General features: G+C 47.8%; 24 protein-coding genes and 2 pseudogenes. 18 read left to right on the top strand and 8 right to left on the bottom strand.

Translation table 11 applies throughout. The annotated features are described in order from the left end of the window. Positions 1-9 precede the first annotated feature (9 nt). The 5 genes from MHH91_RS05560 (at position 10) to MHH91_RS05540 (ending at position 4,715) form a co-directional block, all read left to right on the top strand. On the top strand, positions 10-723 hold the full coding sequence (locus tag MHH91_RS05560) for a DUF421 domain-containing protein (protein ID WP_013351759.1): 714 nt from the start codon (positions 10-12) through the stop codon (positions 721-723). A 68-nt stretch (positions 724-791) separates the two neighbouring features. Beyond that, on the top strand, positions 792-1,319 hold the full coding sequence (locus tag MHH91_RS05555; RefSeq protein WP_013351758.1) for a ferritin-like domain-containing protein: 528 nt from the start codon (positions 792-794) through the stop codon (positions 1,317-1,319). Between the two features lie 240 nt (positions 1,320-1,559). Then, the gene (locus MHH91_RS05550) at positions 1,560-2,180 is read left to right on the top strand and encodes a TetR/AcrR family transcriptional regulator (protein ID WP_013351757.1); all 621 of its coding nucleotides are present in this window, start codon (positions 1,560-1,562) and stop codon (positions 2,178-2,180) included. A gap of 15 nt (positions 2,181-2,195) precedes the next feature. After that, positions 2,196-3,392: an MFS transporter gene (locus MHH91_RS05545; RefSeq protein WP_013351756.1), complete on the top strand. Its 1,197-nt coding sequence runs from the start codon at positions 2,196-2,198 to the stop codon at positions 3,390-3,392. Positions 3,393-3,557: 165 nt separating this feature from the next. Then, positions 3,558-4,715 carry an AbrB family transcriptional regulator gene (locus tag MHH91_RS05540; RefSeq protein WP_013351755.1) on the top strand — a complete coding sequence of 386 codons (1,158 nt, stop codon included), beginning with the start codon at positions 3,558-3,560 and terminating at the stop codon, positions 4,713-4,715. A 37-nt stretch (positions 4,716-4,752) separates the two neighbouring features. Here MHH91_RS05540 and MHH91_RS05535 read toward each other — a convergent pair whose 3' ends face one another. From MHH91_RS05535 to MHH91_RS05520, 4 genes are all read right to left on the bottom strand, one after another. Beyond that, positions 4,753-5,277 carry a MarR family transcriptional regulator gene (locus MHH91_RS05535; protein ID WP_013351754.1) on the bottom strand — a complete coding sequence of 175 codons (525 nt, stop codon included), beginning with the start codon at positions 5,275-5,277 and terminating at the stop codon, positions 4,753-4,755. Positions 5,278-5,363: 86 nt separating this feature from the next. After that, on the bottom strand, positions 5,364-6,842 hold the full coding sequence (locus tag MHH91_RS05530; RefSeq protein WP_013351753.1) for a monooxygenase: 1,479 nt from the start codon (positions 6,840-6,842) through the stop codon (positions 5,364-5,366). Between the two features lie 142 nt (positions 6,843-6,984). Next, positions 6,985-7,500, bottom strand: a complete 516-nt coding sequence (gene lepB / locus MHH91_RS05525; protein WP_013351752.1) for a signal peptidase I — start codon at positions 7,498-7,500, stop codon at positions 6,985-6,987. Then, the gene (locus tag MHH91_RS05520) at positions 7,497-8,123 is read right to left on the bottom strand and encodes a TVP38/TMEM64 family protein (protein ID WP_013351751.1); all 627 of its coding nucleotides are present in this window, start codon (positions 8,121-8,123) and stop codon (positions 7,497-7,499) included. Before MHH91_RS05520 ends, lepB begins: the two co-directional genes overlap by 4 nt. Before the next feature lie 150 nt (positions 8,124-8,273). On the opposite strand from MHH91_RS05520, the gene MHH91_RS05515 reads away from it, so the two are divergent. The 4 genes from MHH91_RS05515 (at position 8,274) to MHH91_RS05500 (ending at position 10,780) form a co-directional block, all read left to right on the top strand. Further along, positions 8,274-8,633 (top strand): hypothetical protein, encoded by a 360-nt coding sequence (locus tag MHH91_RS05515; RefSeq protein WP_013351750.1) that lies wholly within the window; start codon positions 8,274-8,276, stop codon positions 8,631-8,633. 121 nt (positions 8,634-8,754) lie between these two features. Next, entirely contained in the window at positions 8,755-8,955 is a 201-nt protein-coding gene (locus MHH91_RS05510) for a DUF3311 domain-containing protein (protein ID WP_003155162.1), read from the top strand. After that, positions 8,952-10,421 (top strand): sodium:solute symporter family protein, encoded by a 1,470-nt coding sequence (locus MHH91_RS05505; RefSeq protein WP_013351749.1) that lies wholly within the window; start codon positions 8,952-8,954, stop codon positions 10,419-10,421. Before MHH91_RS05510 ends, MHH91_RS05505 begins: the two co-directional genes overlap by 4 nt. A gap of 41 nt (positions 10,422-10,462) precedes the next feature. Beyond that, on the top strand, positions 10,463-10,780 hold the full coding sequence (locus tag MHH91_RS05500) for a YbjQ family protein (protein ID WP_003155166.1): 318 nt from the start codon (positions 10,463-10,465) through the stop codon (positions 10,778-10,780). Between the two features lie 31 nt (positions 10,781-10,811). Here the strand turns inward: MHH91_RS05500 and MHH91_RS05495 are convergent, their stop codons facing one another. Then, positions 10,812-11,081 carry an excalibur calcium-binding domain-containing protein gene (locus MHH91_RS05495; RefSeq protein ID WP_013351748.1) on the bottom strand — a complete coding sequence of 90 codons (270 nt, stop codon included), beginning with the start codon at positions 11,079-11,081 and terminating at the stop codon, positions 10,812-10,814. A gap of 195 nt (positions 11,082-11,276) precedes the next feature. On the opposite strand from MHH91_RS05495, the gene MHH91_RS05490 reads away from it, so the two are divergent. Then, entirely contained in the window at positions 11,277-11,987 is a 711-nt protein-coding gene (locus MHH91_RS05490) for a YrpD family protein (protein ID WP_014470007.1), read from the top strand. 153 nt (positions 11,988-12,140) lie between these two features. Next, positions 12,141-13,352 (top strand): GNAT family N-acetyltransferase, encoded by a 1,212-nt coding sequence (locus MHH91_RS05485; protein ID WP_013351746.1) that lies wholly within the window; start codon positions 12,141-12,143, stop codon positions 13,350-13,352. A gap of 36 nt (positions 13,353-13,388) precedes the next feature. Here the strand turns inward: MHH91_RS05485 and MHH91_RS05480 are convergent, their stop codons facing one another. Continuing rightward, the gene (locus MHH91_RS05480) at positions 13,389-13,760 is read right to left on the bottom strand and encodes an iron chaperone (RefSeq protein ID WP_013351745.1); all 372 of its coding nucleotides are present in this window, start codon (positions 13,758-13,760) and stop codon (positions 13,389-13,391) included. Positions 13,761-13,906: 146 nt separating this feature from the next. Further along, entirely contained in the window at positions 13,907-14,485 is a 579-nt protein-coding gene (locus tag MHH91_RS05475; RefSeq protein ID WP_013351744.1) for a competence protein ComK, read from the bottom strand. 315 nt (positions 14,486-14,800) lie between these two features. On the opposite strand from MHH91_RS05475, the gene MHH91_RS05470 reads away from it, so the two are divergent. Further along, positions 14,801-15,034, top strand: coding sequence for an IDEAL domain-containing protein (locus MHH91_RS05470; protein WP_013351743.1), 234 nt, complete (start codon positions 14,801-14,803; stop codon positions 15,032-15,034). A gap of 29 nt (positions 15,035-15,063) precedes the next feature. On the opposite strand, the gene MHH91_RS05465 is transcribed toward MHH91_RS05470, so the two are convergent. Continuing rightward, entirely contained in the window at positions 15,064-15,921 is an 858-nt protein-coding gene (locus MHH91_RS05465) for an SDR family oxidoreductase (protein WP_013351742.1), read from the bottom strand. Between the two features lie 123 nt (positions 15,922-16,044). Here MHH91_RS05465 and MHH91_RS05460 point away from each other — a divergent pair. The 6 genes and pseudogenes from MHH91_RS05460 to MHH91_RS05440 all read left to right on the top strand — a co-directional run bounded on the left by MHH91_RS05460 (position 16,045) and on the right by MHH91_RS05440 (position 22,196). Further along, positions 16,045-17,568: pseudogene (locus tag MHH91_RS05460) on the top strand (FAD-dependent oxidoreductase). A 122-nt stretch (positions 17,569-17,690) separates the two neighbouring features. Continuing rightward, positions 17,691-18,224, top strand: a pseudogene (locus tag MHH91_RS20785) (protoglobin domain-containing protein); the annotation flags it as partial. A 243-nt stretch (positions 18,225-18,467) separates the two neighbouring features. Next, positions 18,468-18,983, top strand: coding sequence for a methyl-accepting chemotaxis protein (locus tag MHH91_RS20780; RefSeq protein ID WP_373418731.1), 516 nt, complete (start codon positions 18,468-18,470; stop codon positions 18,981-18,983). Between the two features lie 130 nt (positions 18,984-19,113). After that, a complete protein-coding gene (locus MHH91_RS05450) occupies positions 19,114-19,671 on the top strand; it encodes a biotin transporter BioY (RefSeq protein WP_013351738.1) in 558 nt (185 codons plus the stop codon). 9 nt (positions 19,672-19,680) lie between these two features. After that, positions 19,681-21,117 carry an acyl-CoA synthetase gene (locus MHH91_RS05445; protein WP_014470004.1) on the top strand — a complete coding sequence of 479 codons (1,437 nt, stop codon included), beginning with the start codon at positions 19,681-19,683 and terminating at the stop codon, positions 21,115-21,117. Continuing rightward, on the top strand, positions 21,105-22,196 hold the full coding sequence (locus MHH91_RS05440) for an acetyl-CoA C-acyltransferase (protein ID WP_013351736.1): 1,092 nt from the start codon (positions 21,105-21,107) through the stop codon (positions 22,194-22,196). The genes MHH91_RS05445 and MHH91_RS05440 overlap by 13 nt, the downstream gene beginning before the upstream one ends. Positions 22,197-22,235 lie beyond the last annotated feature (39 nt).

Here is a 22,235-nt window from a genome sequence, read left to right as displayed (position 1 = left end):
GGACTAAATATGATGTCAGAATATCCCGAAGTGATTGTACGAACCATTCTGTCGTTCAGCATTCTGTTTATCGGCGCCCGGATACTCGGAAAACAAACCATTTCACAGATGACGCTTTTTGATTTCATTGCGGCCAGCTCGCTCGGCGCCATCACGGCAAATCTGTCGTTTAATACAAAGCTGCCGATTCATTATACTGTCATTGCCTACATTATTTTCGTGGCAATCATTTACCTGGTCGCATATCTTTCGATGAAAAACAGGTCCGCCAGGGGTTTCTTTGCGGGCAAGCCGACCATTATCATTCAAAACGGCAAAATACTTGAGCATAATATGAAAACGATGCGTTATACCATTGACTATTTGAACCAGCAGCTGCGTGTTAATGACGTATTTGACATTTCTCAGGTTCAGACCGCCATCATTGAAACAAACGGCAGCATGTCAGTGGAGGTCAAGCCGGAATTTGCGCCCGTTACAAGACAGGATCTCGGCATTTTTGCCGGGCATAAAAAGAACTTCGCCGTTGAGCTGATTATGGACGGCCAGCTGGTGGCGAAGAACCTGGAAGAAAACCACGTATCGGAAAAATGGCTGAGAAAAGAATTGGACAGGAGAAACCTCAAAACGGAAGACGTCGTATATGCGGTGCGCGGAAGCAACGGCCGGCTGTTTGTCGATACATATGATGACCATATTACATCGCCGCTTGATAAAGAATAAACATAACATCCGCACATGTCACGGGCTGCCGCCGTATAATACCCTATAAACATCCGGGGGTGAGTCCAATGCACGAGCATTTTTTTCATTATACAGCGGTCTGCGGCGACGACTCTGTTCTTATAAAAGATCTGATAAAATCCATTAACGGCGAATACAGCGCCGTGATCTGCTACTCAATATTGGCCGAAAAAGCGCCGACCGCAGAAATCAGAAGACGGATCGAACATATCAGAGAGGAAGAAGTGCGCCACCTGCACGCTTTCTCTTCACTGTATACTTCAATTACCGGACGACAGTTGACTCCGAAACAGACGGAACATTGTCCGCACACATACAGAGAAGGACTGAATGCGGCCTTTCTTGATGAACAGAAAACGAATGATTTTTATTTGCATGCATCCGACAGAGCGGTAAACCCGGAAGCGAAGCGATTATTTGCCCGCACGGCATTTGACGAGCAGCGTCATGCCGTCTGGTTTTTATACCATATGATCCATTCCCCTTCCCACCACCACACAGGGGGAACGGTATCAAACGCACCGAACAAAGGCTATACTGAGGTAAAAACAGTAAATAATGGTCCGGATAGATAAACGCTCTCCCGCCGGAAGTCTTCAGACCGCAGACAAACCCCGTTCTTTCAACATGAGAGAATGGGGTTTACTTTTCGGGCTGATGTTGTATGCTCATCCGCTCTAAAAACAGATAACTTCTTCATTGTATAATCAGCAAAAACACTTTATAATAAAATAAACCAACTGGTCGGTTTTTAAGAAAATGAGCCCTGCTTGCCGGGACAATAACATGAATACGGCGGAAAGGATTTGTGTGAAGTGACAAATACAAAAGGCGGTGCCGGAAAGAGCGAAAAGACAAAGAATAGGCTCGTATCCGCTTCGCGTGACTTATTTGCAAAAAAAGGTTATTCAGAAACAACGATTCGAGACATTTTAGAGGCGGCCGAGATCAGTAAAGGCAACCTTTATCATCATTTTAAAGGAAAAGAGTTTCTGTTTCTTCATATCATGGAAGAGGATCATCGCGTGATGATCGAGACGTGGAGGGAAATGGAAGCTGATCTGAAAGATGCTGCCGAAAAGCTGACGGGCTTTGCAGAGCTCCTCAGCCGGATGAGCATCAATTATCCGCTGATGAGGGCAAGTGAAGAGTTTTATGCGAGTGCGTTCACGTCAGCGGAGGTCGTCAAGCGGCTCAATAAAATTGATATTGAATATGACGATGTGATGAGAGAGATCTTAGAAGAGGGAAATCAAGACGGCAGCTGGTCCATTCATCATGTCGAATCAAAAGTAAAAATCCTGCTATCCGTCTTTTACGGTTTAGATGTGTTATATAAAAACGATTCCATTCAGCAAAGAAAAGAATTGCAGAAGGAAGCCATCTCCGTGTTTATTCACGGGTCGATCAACGCTGATAAACAGAATGACAGCTGACAAAGGAGAAACAACATGCAAAAACCGATTCGAGAACAAAAAGCTGTACTCATCATCTTATTAAGCAACATATTTATCGTGTTTTTAGGCATTGGATTGATCATTCCCGTTATGCCGCTATTTATGAACGTGATGCACTTGACGGGCAGCACAATGGGGTACCTTGTCGCTGCCTTTGCCGTCGCTCAATTAATTGCATCCCCCATTGCGGGGAGATGGGTTGACCGCTTCGGCAGAAAAATCATGATTCTCGCCGGGCTGTTTCTGTTCGCATTATCCGAGCTGACCTTCGGATTGGGCACCCATGTCTCCATTTTGTATTTCGCAAGGGTGCTGGGCGGCATCAGCGCCGCTTTTATCATGCCCGCTGTTACAGCGTATGTCGCAGATATTACGACGGTGCAGGAAAGATCGAAGGCGATGGGCTATGTATCCGCGGCCATCAGCACAGGGTTTATCATCGGGCCCGGCATAGGAGGGTTTATTGCCGATCACGGCGTTCGCATGCCGTTTTTCTTTGCCGCAGGCATTGCTTTTATCGCAGTGATTTCCTCAGTCTTTATGCTGAAAGAGCCATTGACAAAAGAAGAACGCGCACAGCAGATGGAAAGCGTCAAAGAGTCAACCTTCTTAAAAGATTTGAAAAAGTCGATTCATCCAAGCTATCTAATCGCCTTTATCATCGTCTTTGTGCTGGCATTCGGGCTGTCGGCGTACGAAACGGTATTCAGTTTATTTACAAACCATAAATTCGGCTTTACGCCAAAAGATATTGCCATTATCATTACGTTCAGCTCCATTGTTGCGGTCATCATTCAAGTGCTCGCATTCGGCAAGCTTGTCAACTCCCTCGGGGAGAAAAAAGTCATCCAGCTTTGTCTGATCGTCGGCGCTGTTCTGGCTTTCGTATCTACGGTGATGTCAGGATTTTTGCCCGTGCTTGCTGTCACTTGCATCATATTCCTTGCGTTTGATTTACTGCGCCCCGCACTGACTACTTTTCTATCCAAAATCGCAGGAAATCAGCAGGGATTTGTTGCCGGAATGAACTCAACATACACGAGTTTAGGCACCATTTTCGGCCCGGCTCTGGGCGGTATTTTATTTGATATGAATATTCACTTCCCGTTTCTGTTCGCAGGTGTGGTCTTATTTCTCGGACTGGGGCTGACCCTTGTATGGAAAGGAAAGGTTAGTGAGGTTTCGGAGTAGAGTGTACTCACTCTTCTCCGGAGCTTTTTTTGTTTATGATAAGAAAAATGAATGGATTACGAGAAATAAATCATTATTTATTTATCTCAAAATCTATACTATAGTAATAGTAAGGTTAACGAGCTTAACAATTTAATATGAATGTTTCAGGAAGAAGGGTTTTCATTGAAGAAAGACAAACATCTCCTTACGGATATCTGGTTTATTCTTATCAGTGCGGCAGGGGGGTTTCTTCTTTCGCTTACAGGGATGTCGATCGCCTGGATGCTCGGAACGCTTGCCGCCGGCTGCATCCTCTCCATGACGCGGCCCCGCTGGCTGTTCATGGCGGCTGACAGAAGAGGCATTAACCGCAGATGGCTTGCGGCTGGGCAAATGATCCTCGGCATCGAACTCGGCCAGAAACTGAACCTGTCCGTGCTTTCAGTTTTACGGGAACATTGGCTGCCGGTAGGCTTTATGCTGATTTTCTCTATCGTGATGGCGCTTGTTTCCGGATACGTGCTCTTTCGGTTCAGCCGGACGGACATGATGACAAGCTTTGTAGGCACGGCGCCAGGCGGTTTATCCGCCATGCCCGGTATCGCCCAGGAAGTCGGCGCCAATACCGCGATTGTAAGTCTCATTCAGCTGACGCGCGTCCTTTTGGTCGTTATGACGATACCGTTTCTCGTCATTTTCTTATTTACCAAACAAAACGGTACGGCTCAGACATCAGCCGGAGCCGTTTCAGCAGGAGCCTCACATCCGGGCCTTATTCCCGTCTTGTTAACGGCCGGATTTATTTTGGCTGCCTGGCTTGCAAGTAAAGCCGCAAAACGGCTGAAATTTCCCGCTCCTTGGCTGCTCGGCAGCATGATCGGCGTTGCTTGTGCGGAAATCGGCATATCCGCCTTGGCGGGGAAAGACATGCTGGCTTGGTGGCCGCCACAAGCGAACCAACTGTCACAAATTTTTCTCGGCGCCACAATCGGTTCAAAAATGTATAAAAGCATGTTCAGCGGTGTTACTAGAGTGCTGACCGTCGGGTTTATTTCTTCCGTCGGGTTAATCGCCGCAATGATCCTGAGCGCGGTTGCCGTTTCTAAATTAACAGGCATCTCCATGATTACATCGGTTCTCGCCTTCTCTCCCGGCGGGATCGCCGAAATGGCGGCAACTTCGATCACTCTGCATGAGGACTCGACTTTTGTCGTTGCGGTTCAGGTCATCCGGATCGTTCTCGTGATCGCCATGCTCCCGCCTTTCTATCGCCTGCTGCATCACCTTTCTCAGCTGAAACGGGCACACGGCGAGAGAGCCCGGGCAGAAAGAGGAACCTGAGCTGAATAAAAAAACACGCATCCATATGCGTGTTTTTTTATTTTAACAGCTGCTCTCCGCCGCCATTTACAGACCGCCAGTTTGCTGAAAGATCGCGGAACAGCCGTTCAGCAAATAACAGTTCTTCGTCTGTATAGCGATCCAAAAACGCCAAGAGCCGCTTTTTTATCATCTCATGATATTTGTGATGAAGGCAATGCAGCTCTTTCCCGGCAGGGGTCAGCCGGAAGTAGACTTCTTTTTTATTGTCGCTCAGCCGGGTTCTGCGCAGGAAACCGGCTTCCAAAAACTTCGCGCAGCTTCTCGATACGGTCGGTTTTGTCGTTTTCATTTTTTCCGCTATTGATGTGACATTGATCGGTTCATGATCCCCGATACAAGATAAAATGTGAATTTCCGTCAAGGTCAGCTGAAGTTTTTTCCCGTTTTCTTCACGGAGTTCGTCCATCCGTCCTGCTAACGACGCCCTGATGTCCTCCTGACACCTCTCCTGCTCGTGGAAAATATCTGTCAATCCTTCAAGAATCATGTGTTTTGCATGGTCTGGCTGTCTTCTGTCCAACTGCGGGTCACCCTTCCGTATTGATTGTTTCTTTTACTATAACGTTTTGTTACGCAAGAAACAATCATACAAGCGAAAAAAGGGTATCAGATGAATCCCCATCTCTCCATACCGGCCAGAACGGTTTCTTCCGCTTCACGTCCTGAGCCGCCGGCTGCCCATGCCGCATGGCCGTCCGGCCGAATCAAAACGGAGTGGACGTCATCCCAATCGGCACGTGTTTCAGAAAGCTCCGCCCTGACAAACTCCACGCTGTCCGTGCCAATGCCGGCGGGAATGCTTCCTCTTAATGACAGCAGCACAAAGGCTCCTTTGTGAAGAAAATCATACAGCCGGGCCGGCCGGCCGTCATGAAGAGTCAGCTCTATATCGGGCAGCCGTTTTCCGTTCAGCCTATGAGGGGGCAGCTCCGGGTCCGGTTCATAATGCAAATCAAGCGCGGATACTTTTCCCGCCAATAAACGGTTCGACTCCTGAAAATCCAGCAAAGCGGTCATCGTATCTCTTAACGCCATCCCTGACTCGGTAAAATCCATGAGCTTTATCTGGGTTTTTATATTGTGCAACACTTCTTTTCCCGTGCTGTGCCTTTCCTGATGGTAGCTGTCCAGAAGATGAGGCGCCGCTTTTCCCTTTATTTGCGCCGCCAGCTTCCACCCGAGATTGAAGGCATCCTGAAGCCCCGTGTTCAGCCCTTGGCCGCCGGCAGGAAAATGAATGTGCGCCGCATCCCCGGCCACAAAAACCCGGCCGGAGCGGTACTGTTCAGCCTGACGTTCGGCATTGCCGAACCGTGACATCCACACCGGATCACTCAATCCGAAATCAGTGCCGCATATTTCCCGCAGATCTTCTTTCAGCTCATTTTCTGTAACCGGCTCTTCTTTCCGCTTTTGCGGAGCGTGCGGAGAAACGATAAGGACACGGAAAAGTCCGTTCGAAAGAGGGACAATGACAACCGATCCCTGCAGACGGCACACTGAAAAAAAGGCGGATTCAGGCGGATTTTTCAAAACGGCATCACAAAGGGTTCCTATTAAGTCGGCATCAGTCCCCAAAAAAGCGATGCCCGCCTGTTTCCGGACAAGGCTCCCCGCTCCGTCTGTACCCGCGGCATATAAGCTGCGCAGGGTGCGGATACCGCTTTCGTCCCGGAACACCGTCTCCACCCCGTCATCCGTCTGGGTAAGAGCCACTGCTTCTGCCCCGCGGATGATATCTGCGCCTAAACTTGATGCATACTCCTCCAAAAGCCGCTCCGTTTCTGCCTGAGGCAGCATTAACGAATAATTCTGCTTAGAATCCAGCCGAGAAAAATCCAGCCGTGTATCCAGCATCGAAAAATGGCCGGAAGACACCTTCGTTCCTTTATCCAAAAAGCGTCCCAAGATGCCTCTCATTGCAAAAAGTTCAAGTGTGCGCGGATGCATAATAAGCGCTTTAGAATATGGCACCGTCTTCTTCAATCGTTCAATGACAGTCGTTTTCACTCCGGCAAGCGCAAGCTCTGATGCAAGCATGAGCCCGACCGGACCTCCCCCGATAATGGCAGCCTGTGTTTCCATCTTATCAGCCCTCTTTCGCATTTTTTGTTGCACACGTAACAAAATAACTAAAAATAAAACGCGTGATTTTTGTTTCGTGCGTAACAATTCTATTATAATCTTTCCTTTGCTTTTTGACAATCATTTCTAAAAAAGACGCCGTTCACTTGGCGTCTGATTCACTGATAACACCGACAATGTCTTTATCCTTAATCGGTCCGAAATGACGGCTGTCGAGGCTGTATATGCGGTTGTCGCCAATCACGAAATATTGTCCCTTCGGTATCCTCTTGCGACCGGTCGTTTCCTTCAACGTATAATCACCGGTCACATGGCTTCCGGCGGACAATGATGACTTTAACGGTTTTAAAAACGGTTCCGCCACCCGTTTTCCATTCACAAACAGCTGGTCCTCCCTGTAAGTGATGGACTCGCCCGGGAGCCCGATGACACGTTTGATCAGCACTTTGTGGTGCGGGCCTTTAAACAGGACAATATCGAAACGGCGGATCGTTTTGTAACGATGGGAAAACTTGTTGACCATCAGCTCATTTCCTTGTTTAAAGGTCGGATTCATGCTGATTCCTTCGACTTTATAATCAATAAAAATGGCATTTTTTAATTGTATGGCCAAAACAACGATAAGCACGCCGGCTATAAACCAAAATCGTTTTTTCAAGATTCCTGTCCCCCTCCGTCTTTCTCATGCTGACTGATTCTCGTCTGTAAACGCCGTTCGATATGCTTTCCGGCATACCACAGCACCGCGATCACCGTTAGGGCGCCCGCCATCCGGAAAGGCTGTGTAATGAGTGCGTGAAGATCATACCCGATAAAGCTGATCATAAAGATCATGACCATTTTCCCCATAGCGGCCGCTGATATAAACTGCAGCGCCCCCACCCGTGACAGGCCGGCAACGACATGAACCGCAGCGGACGGCGTAAAGGGGAAGCAAAGTAAAATAAACAGCGGACCGAAACCGTGCCGCTCAACCCAGAGCATCAACCGCCTTATGGTTTGATGCCTGCGGATGAAACCGAAAGCTCTTTTCTGTCCGAAATGGCGGACGGCGTAAAACATCAGCATTGATCCCGCCGCAGATCCGAGCCACGACAGGAAAAAGCCTTCCCACAGCCCAAATGCATTCGTATTCGCCACCACAAATACAACAAGCGGCAAAAACGGAAGAAACGCTTCAATAAAAGGCAGTAAAACCGCAGCCGCCGGTCCGAAAGCTCTATAGCTTTGGAACCACTCCGTCAGCCGCTCCTCAGTCAAATATGATATAAATTCCTCCAACGTTTATACTCCTTAACGAGTTTGTCTATCCTTATTCTACACATTATCTCCAAAAAACGAAAATGTTTACGAGATTTTCCGACTTGAAATATCGTGTAAACGAGTATAAAATAAGAACAAACGTTCGCACCTAAGAAAGAAGGAGTATTTATGCCTGACATCCGGAACAACACCCGCGATCTCATCGAAAAAGGCCTGTTTCTGCCCATGACGGCTGCCATCCTGAACCGGGACCTCGAAGCGCTTGATTCGTGCCCGTTCAAATTAAAACAACCCTATAAACAGCTTATCAGCTGCTCTTTAAAATTAGCACAAAAGGATTTGAGTGATGTTCGAAAAGAGTTAAGAAAGCGTAAAATCAAAATTTACGAAGCGGAAAGAGATGAAGCATTTACACTTTATATATGCACCATTGACGGCTATGAAGAAAAACACCGTTATTTCAACCCGAGAATACGGGAACAGGTAACCGCTTTATTGGAATATTACCTGTCAGCCGCGACCATTTAAAAAAGCAGCCGGGACTGCTTTTCCTTTTCAACCGGTAAAATTCAGACTATTCACACTATACATTCGACATTATTTTCTTTATAATCGGGACACGCTGTTTTCAATGAAAAGGAGGAATGTTATGAAACTGATTCATGTTCTCGCTGCCCTGCCCTTTTTCGGAATTCTCGCCGGTATTCCATTTGCCAACCGGGTGACGCCTTATGTTTTCGGAATGCCTTTCATTCTTGCATACGTCGTCATCTGGGCGGTGCTGACATCGGTTCTGATGGCTGCGGTTTACAAATTGGACAAAGAAAACAAGGCGGGTGAGACGGAATGAACGCAGCATTTCCCGTAATGGCCGCCGTGCTCCTGTTTTGTGTATATCTCGGAATCCGCGCCCGAAAAGGAAAAAAGATGGACCTAGAACAATGGACGGTGGGCGGACGCGGCTTCGGCACGATGTTTGTCTTTTTATTAATGGCGGGAGAAATATACACGACCTTCACATTCCTCGGCGGAAGCGGATGGGCTTACGGAAAAGGAGGACCCGCCTTTTACATTATCGCCTACGGCTGCCTTGCCTACATTTTGTCATATTGGCTTCTGCCTGCCGTATGGACATACGCAAAAAAACACAAACTGATGTCACAATCTGATTTTTTTATTTCAAAATACAACAGCCCGCTCCTCGGCATTCTCGTATCGCTCGTCGGCATCGCGTCTCTCATCCCCTATCTCGTCCTTCAGCTGAAAGGGCTCGGTTTAATTGTTTCAGCAACGTCATACGGACAGATTCCGTCAGCAGCCGCAGTCTGGATCGGCGCTGTCTCCATCACGATTTATGTAATGATTTCAGGCATTCACGGTTCAGCGTGGATATCAGTCGTCAAAGATATTATGATTTTAGGCATCGTCCTGTATTTAGGCATTTATTTGCCCATTCATTACTACGGCGGGTTTACGGAGATGTTCAAACAAATCGACGCCGCAAAACCCGGATTCCTCACGCTTTCTGATACCGGGCAGAGCGTTTCGTGGTTCAGCTCAACCGTCCTGCTGACTGCCCTCGGCTTTTATATGTGGCCCCACACCTTTGCCGCGTCTTATTCGGCGGAGCATCCGCGGGTGTTTCGGAAAAACGCGATCATCATGCCTCTTTATCAGCTCGTCCTGCTGTTTGTCATCTTTACCGGATTTGCGGCGATTCTGCAGGTGCCCGGTTTAAAAGGGGCAGACACGGATCTTGCCCTATTAAAGCTGTCTGTGAAAACCTTTGATCCATGGTTTGTCGGACTGATCGGATCGGCGGGCATTCTGACGGCGCTCGTACCCGGCTCAATGATATTAATGGCCTCAAGCACGCTGTTCGCCAAAAATGTGTACAAAGCCATTCTGCCGGGCACGCCTGACGAAAAAGTCTCGCGGCTCGCAAAATACGCCGTACCCGTCATCGCTCTGATTTCCGTATATTTTACGCTGAAAGGCGGAAATACCATCGTCACTCTGCTTTTAATGGGCTACAGCCTTGTCACCCAGCTTTTCCCCGCGCTTTTATTCAGCCTGCCGAAGCGGCGGTTTATCACAAGCCACGGCGCTTTTGCCGGCATAACGGCGGGAGTCGGAACGGTGGCCTTCATCACGCTGACTGACTCAACCATCGGAACCCTCTTTCCGTTTCTTCCGCAGACCGTTAAAGATATGAATACAGGCATCATCGCGCTCGTTTTAAACACTGCCGTCATGTTTGCAGTCAGCGCCGCGGTCAGAAAAAAACAAATCAGTGCAGCCGAAAAAGCGGCTTAAATGGTAAGATAGCGGTAAGACACATGAAAGGGGAAAGCCGTATGATTATGACAACGACTGAAACCGTCGCCGGAAAACAGATTACTGAGGTAAAAGGCTTAGTGACAAGCAGCATCGTCCAGTCCCGTCACATCGGAAAAGACTTGCTCGCAGGCTTAAAATCTGTCGTCGGCGGCGAATTGAAAAGCTATACCGAGATGCTGGAAGACTCCAAAAAAGCGGTAAAAGAGCGGCTGATCAGAGAAGCGGAACAGCTCGGAGCCAACGCCATCGTCGGCCTGCGGTTCGAACTGACCGCCGGACAGAACACATCCGAATTAATCGGATACGGAACCGCCGTCACCGCCGAATCCATTTAAAAAAACAAGCCCTTTTAAGCGGCTTGTTTTTTTATTTTTCACAGGCAATATAGTCTTTATCACGGTCGAGTCTTTTATTTGCATCGTAAAGCGCTTTTGATACATACGGCTTGTACTTCGTTCTGCCGCCCTTGTTTTTCACTTTCGACGACCGGGCCACGCCGCCCTTATACACCTTATTCAGCGCCTTGCAGTTTTGATAGGTTTTCACCTTTGTTTTCGCTTCTGCCGTCTGCCCAGCTCCGTATGAACATCCGAATACCAGACCGAAAGACAAAAGCACAGCTGCCGTCTTTTTCATTCTCTATCAATCCCCTCTCTTGAGTCATGCGGTATTGCTGAACATATCATAGTTCAAATAATCTCCATTTTCAAGATAAATAGGAAAAAAGTTTTAATTTACACCCTGACACATTACTTTTATGGAATTTATTCCAAAACCTTTTATAATATGAATTGATAGCGCTATCTGACTATGATGATAGGAGGAGAAATGATGATGAAAAAAGGGATTCTTGCGGGTGTCCTCACCTCAGCCGTTCTATTCGGGGCTTGTGCGGCGGATATTCCCGGGGTAATCAGCCCCAATACGGCGGAAGCGGCGTCCCAGCTCAGCAAAGGAATCGGCGGAAGAGCCTACCTGAACAGTACGGGTTCTGTGCTCGTCACGAAAATTCAGCTTCCAAGCTCGATTCAGGTGTCAAACGGGACAGCCTATATTTACTCAGGATTCACCGGAGGCACAGAGGCCGATATCGGGCTTCAGTACAGTGAAACTTATCATGTATGGAAACCGATCATGAAAGTCGGTTCAAAGGGACAAAGCCAGGTCCGGTATCTGGAAGGAGAAAGCCAATTCACCTATACGAAAGGTTTCCGTCCCGGCAGCACCGTACAGCTGACCATTTACAAAAATATGAACGGCAATACCCGCGCCACATATTGGGGCACGAATAATGACGGATACACCGGCCGCATCATTTCAGAACTCGCCCAGACAAATGTAGGATCTATCACAAAATGGAAAGCGCTCGCCACTGTCGCGGTCACATCAGAGGATCAGCGCCCTTACATCAAATCAAACTTCTCAACAGCTTTTACAAACATCACGATCGACAATAAAGCAGTCACGCCTGTGATTGATACACAGGATTTTGCCAAATTGACGGTGTCAGGCAGCAGCGTCAGCATGTCTGTCGTCAAATAAAGAACCCGAACGCACGATTCCTGCATCGTGCGTTTCGTTATGTCAATATTGCCGCGGGTGAAAAATTGGAAACACGGCGGGTTTTCATGTACACTTTATGTAAATCATAAAAATGATTGACGTTCAGTCATTATTCATACAGGAGTGACATTTATGAACAGAGAAAAAAGGCTTGAATTAAAGAAAGTCGAACCGAAACATTTGCAGCAATTTAATCAGCTGCTCCGATATGTTTTCCAAGTAACGAACAGCAATCTGCATGAAGTGGGATGGAAGGAACCCGAAATCGCTTCCGCGAAACTCCCCGTATTGGAACAAGCGCATGTATTGGGCTGGTTTGACAATGACAAACTCGTTTCACAGGCAGCTGTTTACCCTTTCCAAGTCCGGATTTTTAATAAAACATTTGAAATGGGCGGCGTGACGGGGGTCGGAACATATCCCGAATACGCCAATATGGGATTAATGGCGAAACTGTTATACAAAGCATTAGTTGACATGCGTGAGCGCGGTCAGTCCGTATCCTATCTGTTCCCCTACTCTATCCCTTACTACAGAAGAAAAGGCTGGGAAATTATCAGTGACAAAATGACGTTTGAGGTAAAAGACTTTCAGCTCCCGAAAATGAGAACCGTTTTGGGCGAAGTGGAACGCGTCGATCCGGAACATGAGGTCATTAAAGAAGTATACAGCCGATTCGCTCATAAAAGCCATGCGGCCATGATCAGAAATGAACTAGCATGGGATGAATATTGGCGCTGGGATTTAGAAGATCTTACGGCTGCCGTGTATTATGATCAATCCAGACAGGCAAACGGTTATGTTCTTTACTGGATTGCAGATGAAGTTTTTCATATTAAAGAAATGGTATATGTAAATGAAGAAGCGCGCAGAGGCCTGTGGAACTTTATCTCGGCGCATTTCTCCATGGTGACAAAAGTCGTCGGCGACAATTATTCTAATGAGCCGATCGCCTTTCTGTTAGAAGATGCCGAAATTAAGGAGACGATTTCTCCTTATTTTATGGCCCGGATTGTCGATATTGAACAATTTATCAATCAGTATCCCTTTAAACCGCAAAAAGAGAAACGGACATGGTCTTTTACACTGGAAGATCCGCTGCTTGAATGGAATCAGGGAGTCTTTACCGCGGAGATTTCGCCTGAAGGAAAAGCCGTTTTAAGCCGGGGCGGTGATGCGGATGCCGCAAAGCTGGATATTCAGACGATGACGGCATTATTATTCGCATACCGGAAACCGGAATACCTTCACCGCACAGGCCGGATCGAATGCGCGCCGGACACATTGGAATTCATTGAGGATCTGCTGGAGACGCAAACCCCTTATTTCTCGGATTACTTTTAATAAAAAAAACAGCCCTGATCAGGGTTGTTTTTTTGTTTATTTCCGCCAAAACCCTGAACAGTCTGCCTTTTCCTTAATATTATACTGAATCATGCTTTCAAGCAGATCATATTGCACCGGATCAGTCCATTGAATTCTGAACAAACGGGAAGTGGCGCTGTAGCCGGCACGGGCGATGTCGTCGGCAAAATGCGCAATACCCGCTTCTTCGGGGGAAACACTTACATGATGCTTCGCTGCTGCAAAGCCGATAATAAACGTGCCGTGATCAGTAAACATCGGCGTATTCCACTTGATCTGCGGTTTTAAAATCGGAAATTGACCAGCCGTCCACGACAAGATTTCCTCCATTCGCAGGCGATGATCGGGGTTGTCGATTCCTGATACATATTTTGCAAACACATCCATGGCAATCTCTCCTAAAATAAAATGCAATTACTCTTTACATCATCATAGCCAACAGACGGACACGATACAACTCTGCCCGGGCATGTCAATCGTAAAAAGCCCTTCCCAAAAAGGAAAGGGCCCGTCCCTTCACATCACAGCTTTCTCTAATATCTCTCCCCCAGCTCCCGCAAAATAAAGTCGTAGATCATTTTCGTCCGCTCTTCTTTCGGGTACAGCATGAATTCCTGCCGCTTCGGGATATGGCTGCCCATCCTGTCCTGAAAAGTGGTTCTGAGATAGGCGGTTCTGTAGACTTGGTTTTCAAAAGAATGGTAGGATACTTCCAGCTCCATCGTTTTGCCGTTTGAGAACGTGACCGCCGTGTCATCAAATGCGGTCGGCTGAAAATCTTTAACGTGCACGTGAGATATCCAGCCGCATTGAGGCCGTGCTGAAGAAAGTGTAGGGAATAAAAAGATGTGATTTGAAGGGTCCACCATAATCGGCGGCTTGTGAGAAATTTTAATCGCTTCATACGTTCCCGCTTTTCTCCCGGCATAGCTTGAGCCAAAGTAGCGGCAGCTTCTGTCAATGATGTGAATCGGCTTCATGCTGACATACAGAATGCAGTCTTTTTCAATGACCTTCGACCCCATTTTACCGTCTATTTCCTCAGGCAAAACAGCGATGGTTGAACGATTTACTTCGTAGCTTTCTAAGGGTGCGTGTGTTTTCTGGCACATAATGTGCAGCCTCCAATCCTTTTCTTGAAAATTTATACTAATAATCTATCATCTGTCATTGGAAAACGACAGGTTTTTTTTGAATATAGCTAAAAATCACCTTTTAAAGTTATAAATTAGTCTTAAATTACTACTTAAATATTATTTTTCTCTTTCATTTCACATCATTTATACATGGTTATTTTTCGTTTTTTCGTCAATTTGCAGGATATGTCGATATATTTCCAAGTATTAGTTGTCTAAAAATTATAAAAATTAATTGATTTTTCCGGCGGTTATCCATATACTATAAAAAAGGCATTGGGGGGATTCTTTATGAAAGAGAAAAAATCGTACACTGAGCTCATGAAGTCCCGCAACACGCAAAAAGCAAATGAATTCGATGTGACAATGGCCGATATTTACATTCAAATGGTGCTTGATGAATCCTTGTATAAACGCCGGATCGCCATGCTGACAGAGCAGATTAACAAAGCGCTTGATGATAAAAATAAAGAAGCGTTCCTTACGCTGTCCAAAGAATATGCCGCACTCAAACAGAGTGAATAAGCCAATCCATATGGATTGGCTTTTTTATATTATCCGTTTACGATGGTGCCGCCGTTCACATGTATCGTCTGGCCCGTGACATATGAGGAATCATCGCTTGCTAAGTATAAATAGCTCGGTGCCACTTCAACAGGCTGGCCCGGGCGCTGCATCGGCACGTCTGAGCCAAAGACTTCCACTTCCTTTGCCGAGAAGCTCGCCGGAATCAGCGGCGTCCATATCGGCCCCGGCGCCACTGCGTTTACCCGGATGCCCTGAGTGACAAGAGATTGGGAAAGAGACCTTGTAAACGTGACGATCGCCCCTTTTGTCGCTGAGTAGTCAATCAATGTTTTATGGCCCTTGTAGGCGGTAATGGAGGCCGTATTGATGATTGAACTTCCTTTTTTCAGATGGGGGAGCGCGGCTTTCGTTAAGTAAAACATTGAAAAAATATTCGTCTGAAACGTTCTGATGAGCTGGTGGCTCGTGATTTTCTCAATCCCCGGCTGTACGTGCTGCTCACCCGCATTGTTGACTAAGATGTCAATGGAAGGAAAGGCTTGGCCCGCCTGGCGGATGACATCGTTGCAAAAGGCTTCGTCGCCGACATCACCTGCGATCAGCAGACACTTTGCTCCCTCTTTTTCTACATATTGCTTCGTCTCTTCGGCATCCTGATGCTCATCAAAGTAAACGATGACCACATTTGCGCCTTCCTTCGCGAACAAAACGGATACGGCGCGTCCGATTCCGCTGTCCCCGCCCGTAATAATCGCAGTTTTTCCTTCAAGTTTTTTCGCCGCTTTCGGTTTGTCAAACACAGGGCGCGGGTCCATCACATATTCAAAGCCCGGCTGCCGGTTTTGATGCTGCGGCGGCAAGGTTTTCTTCTTCTGATTAGCCAATTTGATCACTCCTTTACATTAATTACTATATTATGAGTAATTTGAGCATCTTATACGAGTTTCATGTATGAATATAGACTTATTGGAAAAATTAAGAATATACAACAGAGGAGGTAATCTGAATTGACTTCTTTTTCAAACGAGGAACCTGCTTCCTATTGGAGAGCAACAGCTGATATTCCTTCCTTTCCCGCCCTGACTGAAGATACGGAATGCGACGTTGCGGTTATCGGCGGAGGAATTACGGGCCTGACAACGGCATACGAACTGACGAAAAGGGGGTTCCGTGTCGCTGTCATAGAAGCGGACCGGATATTAAACGGGACGACCGCAGGGACGACCGCTAAAATCACTGCCCAGCATGATTTTATCTATGCCGATCTTATTCAGCAGATCGGACTGACCAGCGCAAGGCTGTATTTCGAAGCCCATCTTCGCGCTATGGAAGATATGAAGCAGATCATCAAGGATCTTTCAATTGAATGCAGACTGACTGAACAAGACGCCTATATATACACCAATACGGAATCAGGCGTCAAAAAAATCCGCAGCGAGCAGGAAGCTTACACTAAGCTCGGCATTGAACACGAGCTTGTAAAAGAACTTCCCGTCCCCGTTGATTGCAGGCTCGGCCTCGCCATGAAGAATCAGGCGCAATTCCATCCGCTTTTATATGGCGCGGCGCTCGTGAAAGAGATGGTCAAAAACGGGGCGCAGATTTTTGAACAGACGGCGGCAATTGACATTAAAAAAGAACCGCGGCCGGAAGTGGTCACGAAAAACAGACACGGCATCAAGTGCAGCTACATTGTGTGCTCCTCCCACTTTCCTTTTTATGACGGCGGCGGGCTTTATGCCACGAGAATGTATGCCAGCAGATCCTATGCCCTGGCGGTAAAACCGAAACAAGCGTATCCCGGCGGTATGTTTCTCAGCATAGACGAGCCGTCCAGATCACTGCGCTATACAGAGCTGAACGGTGAAGAACTGGTGCTCGTCGGCGGCGAAAGCCACAAAACAGGCCAAGGAAACGAAATGTCTGAACATTATGAAGCGCTGAAACAATTTGCGGAAGATACAATCGGAGTCGAAAGCATCCCATATCATTGGTCTGCACAAGACCTCGTCACCATTGACAAAATTCCGTTCATCGGCCCGATCTCAGGCGGTGAAGAACATATTTTGGCGGCGACCGGTTTTAAAAAATGGGGCATGACAAGCTCAGCGCTCGCGGCGAAGCTTTTGGCTGATCACATCCAAAACAAAAAGAACCCGTTTTCCGGCCTGTTTATTCCGTCCCGCTTCCACGCAGATCCCGGACTGAAAAAGCTGATTTCCTATAATGCCGACGTAGCCAAACACCTTATCTCGGGCAAACTTGAGAGGCCGGACGCTTCGCCTGAGGCTCTTCAGCCCGGAGAAGGAAAAATCGTAACGGTCAACGGCAAACGGGCCGGCGCCTACAAAGACGAAAAAGGCTGTCTGCATCTTGTTGATACGACATGCACCCATTTAGGCTGTGAGGTTTAATGGAATGATGGTGAACGGACGTGGGACTGCCCTTGTCACGGTTCCCGGTTCACACCTAACGGCAAGGTTGCCGAAGGCCCCGCCATCAAGCCGCTGAAACGCATCACCCAAGATTGACGAAACCATTCTGAACGAATGGTTTTATTTTTTTTCGCATTAAAATATTTTCATCAGATTCCTTCATTCAAGTTCCTTCCAAACCGATAAAAAGAAAAAGAGAATATCTGGGGGAACTTATATTGTTATTTAAAAAAGACCGCAAAAAAGAAACAGCTTATTTTTCAGAAGCCGATGGCAAAAAACGCATCGAGCTTTCAAATCAATATGCAGATGTCAAAAAGCAGCTGAAAATGGTCAGGCTGGGAAACGAAGAACTTCATGTGCTTGAAGAGCTGCAGCCTCTAATCAAAGAACATATCTCCACAATCGTCGATTCCTTTTACCGAAATCTGGATCACGAAAAATCGTTAATGACGATTATTAACGACCACAGCACAGTCGAGCGCTTGAAAAAAACATTACGGCGCCATATCCACGAGATGTTCGCCGGTACGATTGATGATGAATTCATTGAGAAAAGACAGCGCATCGCATCCATCCACTTGCGGATCGGCCTTGAACCGAAATGGTATATGGGAGCGTTTCAGGATCTGCTTCTGTCGATGATGAACATATATGAAGCATCAATCCCGGATTTGCATGAGCTGTTAAAAGCGATCAAAGCCACGACGAAAATACTGAATCTTGAACAGCAGCTCGTCCTTGAAGCGTTCCAGACCGAATATAACTGCCAGCGTGACGAACAAGAGGAAAAGAAAGCCCGTCTTCATCAAAAAATTCAGGAAACATCCGGATCGCTCGCTGATCTGTTTTCAGAAACGAGCAGAGCCGTACAGGAGCTCGTCGATAAATCCGAGGACATTTCCGAGGCGTCAAAAGCCGGCACCGTCACTTCCGTCCATGTGGAAGAAAAATCAATCGGCGGAAAAAAAGAGCTTGAAAGCCAGCAAAAGCAAATGAATAAAATCGACGCCAGCCTTCTGCAGATTGAAGAAGAAATGGATAAGCTGAATGACATTGCCCAGCAGATCGAAAAAATCTTCGGCATCGTGACGGGGATCGCCGAGCAAACGAATCTCCTGTCATTAAACGCCTCAATAGAATCCGCGAGAGCCGGAGAGCACGGCAAAGGCTTCGCCGTTGTCGCGACAGAGGTAAGAAAGCTTTCAGAGGATACGAAAAAAACCGTTTCCACCGTATCAGAGCTTGTGAACAATACCAATACGCAAATCAACATCGTCTCTAAACATATTAAAGATGTAAACGGACTCGTAGGTGAAACGAAAGAAAAAATGACGCAGATCAACCGTCTGTTTGATGACATCGTCCAAAGCATGAAAACGAGCAAAGACCAGACAGGTAAAATCGACGTTGATTTACAAGCCTTTCTCGGCGGCCTGCAAGAAGTCAGCCGCGCCGTTTCCCACGTTGCATCATCCGTTGATTCACTTGTTATCCTCACAGAAGAATAAAGTTAGACCGACCGGCCTTTTTCATAAAGGGCCGGTCTTTTTTATGTTAACTTAAAATATAATAAAGTTGACATATATAAAGACTCGCTTTATTGTATAAACATATTTTGATAAGCTGGAGGAATACATAATGAAATTAATAGAAATGATGCATATTGCCGTGTTTGCTGCCATTATGGGACTTTTGGGGCTGCTTCCGCCACTTTTCTTATCCTTTACGCCGGTTCCGATTACGCTCCAGACGATCGGTGTGCTTTTATCAGGAAGCATATTAAAACCGAAAGCGGCGTTTTTAAGCCAATTGCTGTTTTTGCTGATCGTGGCATGCGGAGCGCCTCTCCTTTCAGGGGGAAGAGGCGGGTTCGGGGTTTTTTTCGGGCCGAGCGCCGGATATCTCGTGGCATATCCGCTGGCGGCATTACTGCTGAGCCTCAGTATTCGGGGCCTTCGCTCAGCCAGCGTCCCCCATTTGTTTATCAGACAGTTTTTGTTCGGCGTGCTCCTGTTGTATGCTATCGGCATTCCCGTTCAGGCTGTTATGATGCACATTGACATCATGACTGCCGTAAAGCTCAGCCTCATCTATGTGCCCGGAGATCTGCTTAAAGCGGCCGCAGCCTCATTCGCAGCCGTAAGAATCAGAAAAACACTGCAAGCAAGCCGGCTTTTGCCTACGAAAGGAAGCTGATGAGACATCATGATTACATCAACATATTCAGATATAGCCGGACAAACGCCGGACAAAATCGCAATTCAGACAGAAACAGAACAGATAACCTATCAAACTTGGAATAGACTTATAAACCAGACCGCAAACTGGCTTGGCAGCCTTTCAGTTAAGCCGGAAAACATTGCGATTTTACTGCCGAACGGAATGCCTTTTTTACAGCTATTCGCAGGCGCGGCGCATGCCGGCTGCACGGCAATTCCGTTAGACCCCCGCTCGACAGCGGCGGAATTCGCAGATCAGCTGCACATCAGCAACACCGATGTCGTCATCGCTGACCGCCGGCTGAGCGGCAGGCTGGACGGCGTCAAAACGCCTGTTATCCTGTGGGATGAATGCAAACCTTTAATCGAGGCGGAGAAAGCGGAAGGCGCATTTATAAAAAACGCCGGCCTGCCCTTTTATACCGGGTTCACCTCGGGATCGACCGGAAAGCCGAAAGCCTTCACCCGCTCCCACCGTTCGTGGCTGGAGAGCTTTGCTTGTACGAAACGCGAATTCGGTATTTCCCCTAAAGACAAAGTGCTCGTACCGGGCACGATGCGCTCATCACACTTTTTGTACGGTGCCGTCAGCACTTTATTTATCGGGGGAACCGTCATCCTTCAAAGAAAATTCAATCCGGCCGGAATAAAAGACTGGCTGAGACAAGCTGATGTTTTATATACCGTCCCGACAATGACGGACGCCCTGCTCTCGGCCGAGGCGTTTCCTGATAAACCGCTCAAGGTAATTTCTTCCGGCGCGGACTGGCCCGCTTGGTCTAAACAAGCGCTGTCAGATCGCTATCCTCATTTGCTATTATACGATTTTTACGGAACGTCCGAGCTGAGTTTCGTGGCATTCTTATCGCCTGAAGACAGCGTGAGAAAGCCTGACGCGGCGGGCCGGCCGTTTGATAATGTTAAAATCGAAATCCGCCGTCCAGGAGGAGAACGCTGCCTGCCGGGCGAAACGGGGAAGATTTTTGTGAACAGCCCGATGAAATTTTCCGGATATATCAACGGCGCAAAGCCTGATGATTCCGGGTGGATGACGGTTGATGACATGGGGTATGTCGATAGTGAAGGCTATCTTTATATCGAAGGCCGTGAAAACGGGATGATCGTATCCGGCGGCCTGAATGTGTTCCCTGAAGAGATTGAACGTGTGCTCAACGGCTGTCCGGGTGTCAGAAAAGCGGCCGTAACCGGGGTTCCCGATGATTATTGGGGCAGTATCGCCGTTGCGGTGATCGATGGGCATGCAAATGTAAAGGACCTGAAGAAACGGTGCCGCAAACAGCTGGCGGCATATAAAATCCCGAAAAAATGGCTGTTTTCAGATATACCGGAAACAGCCGGCGGAAAGATCGCCCGTGCCGCCATACAAAAGCAGGCAAAGGACATGATGGAATGGAAGCTGTAATTACGGATGCGAAACGAACGATTTTCGCCCGGGAAAACGGCCTGTTAAAAGATTGTCTTCCTGAAAATTTAGCAGCTCCGCTGATCCGCTATTTGAGCCGGAACATGGCAGAAGACATTGATGAAGTTCTGATCGGAAATGCGACAGGCCGCGGCGGGAACCTCGCCCGGCTATCAGCCTTGACGGCCGGGCTTCCTTTGAGCGTGCCTGGGACGACCATCGACAGACAGTGCGGTTCCGGGCTGGACGCCATGAGAATCGCGTGCCATTTTGTAAAAGCCGGCGCGGGGAGCACGTACATCGCGGGAGGAGCGGAGAGCAGCAGCCGCTCCCCTTTTTCTTCCCGCGCGCGTTTTTCACCTGAACATATCGGCGATCCTGATATGGGCATAGCAGCCGAGTATACGGCACAGGCTTACGCAGTCACGAGAAAAATGCAGGACGAATATGCCCTCCTCAGCTATGAACGGAGCTTCAAAGCGCACGAAGACGGCCTGTACCGACAGGAAATCCTCCCGTGTCACGGATTCGCCGCTGACGAAAACATGCTGAAAAAGCGGAACATGGAACCTCTTATCGCCCGCGCCAAACCCGTCTTTCAGTCCGGCGGCTCTGTCACCGCCGCCAACAGCTGCGGCATTTCTGACGGGGCGGCGGCGGTTTGTGTAATGGAAGAACAAAAAGCGCGGTCCCTCGGTTTAAAACCGAAATTGCGTTTTATCGGAAGCACGGTAAGCGGCGTCCATCCGCATTATCCGTCAGCAGCTCCGGTTTATGCCGTCAAAAAGCTTTTGAAGGAGCAGAACCTGTCACCGGATGATATTGATATATACGAAATCAACGAGGCGTTTGCCGTCAAAATATGCGTCTTTTCACAACAGCTTCAAGTGCCATATTCTAAAATAAATGTCCGGGGCGGCGCTCTAGCCGTCGGGCATCCGTACGGGGCTTCCGGGGCGGCGCTTGTCTCCCGGCTTTTTTATGAAGCAAAAAGACGGCCGGATGCCCGCTACGCAGCAGCAGCGATCGGCAGCGGGGGCGGAGTCGGACTGGCGCTTCTCTTTGAAGTGTTAACGTAACGGCAGTATAATAGATGATATTGATAAAAAATGATCGGA

Origin of the sequence: Bacillus sp. FSL K6-2819, from assembly GCF_038008305.1 — a bacterium.
Taxonomy (GTDB): Bacteria; Bacillota; Bacilli; order Bacillales; family Bacillaceae; genus Bacillus; species Bacillus amyloliquefaciens.
The sequence above is the reverse complement of the archived record's forward strand: the minus strand, read 5'-3'. Positions and strand labels throughout refer to the sequence as shown.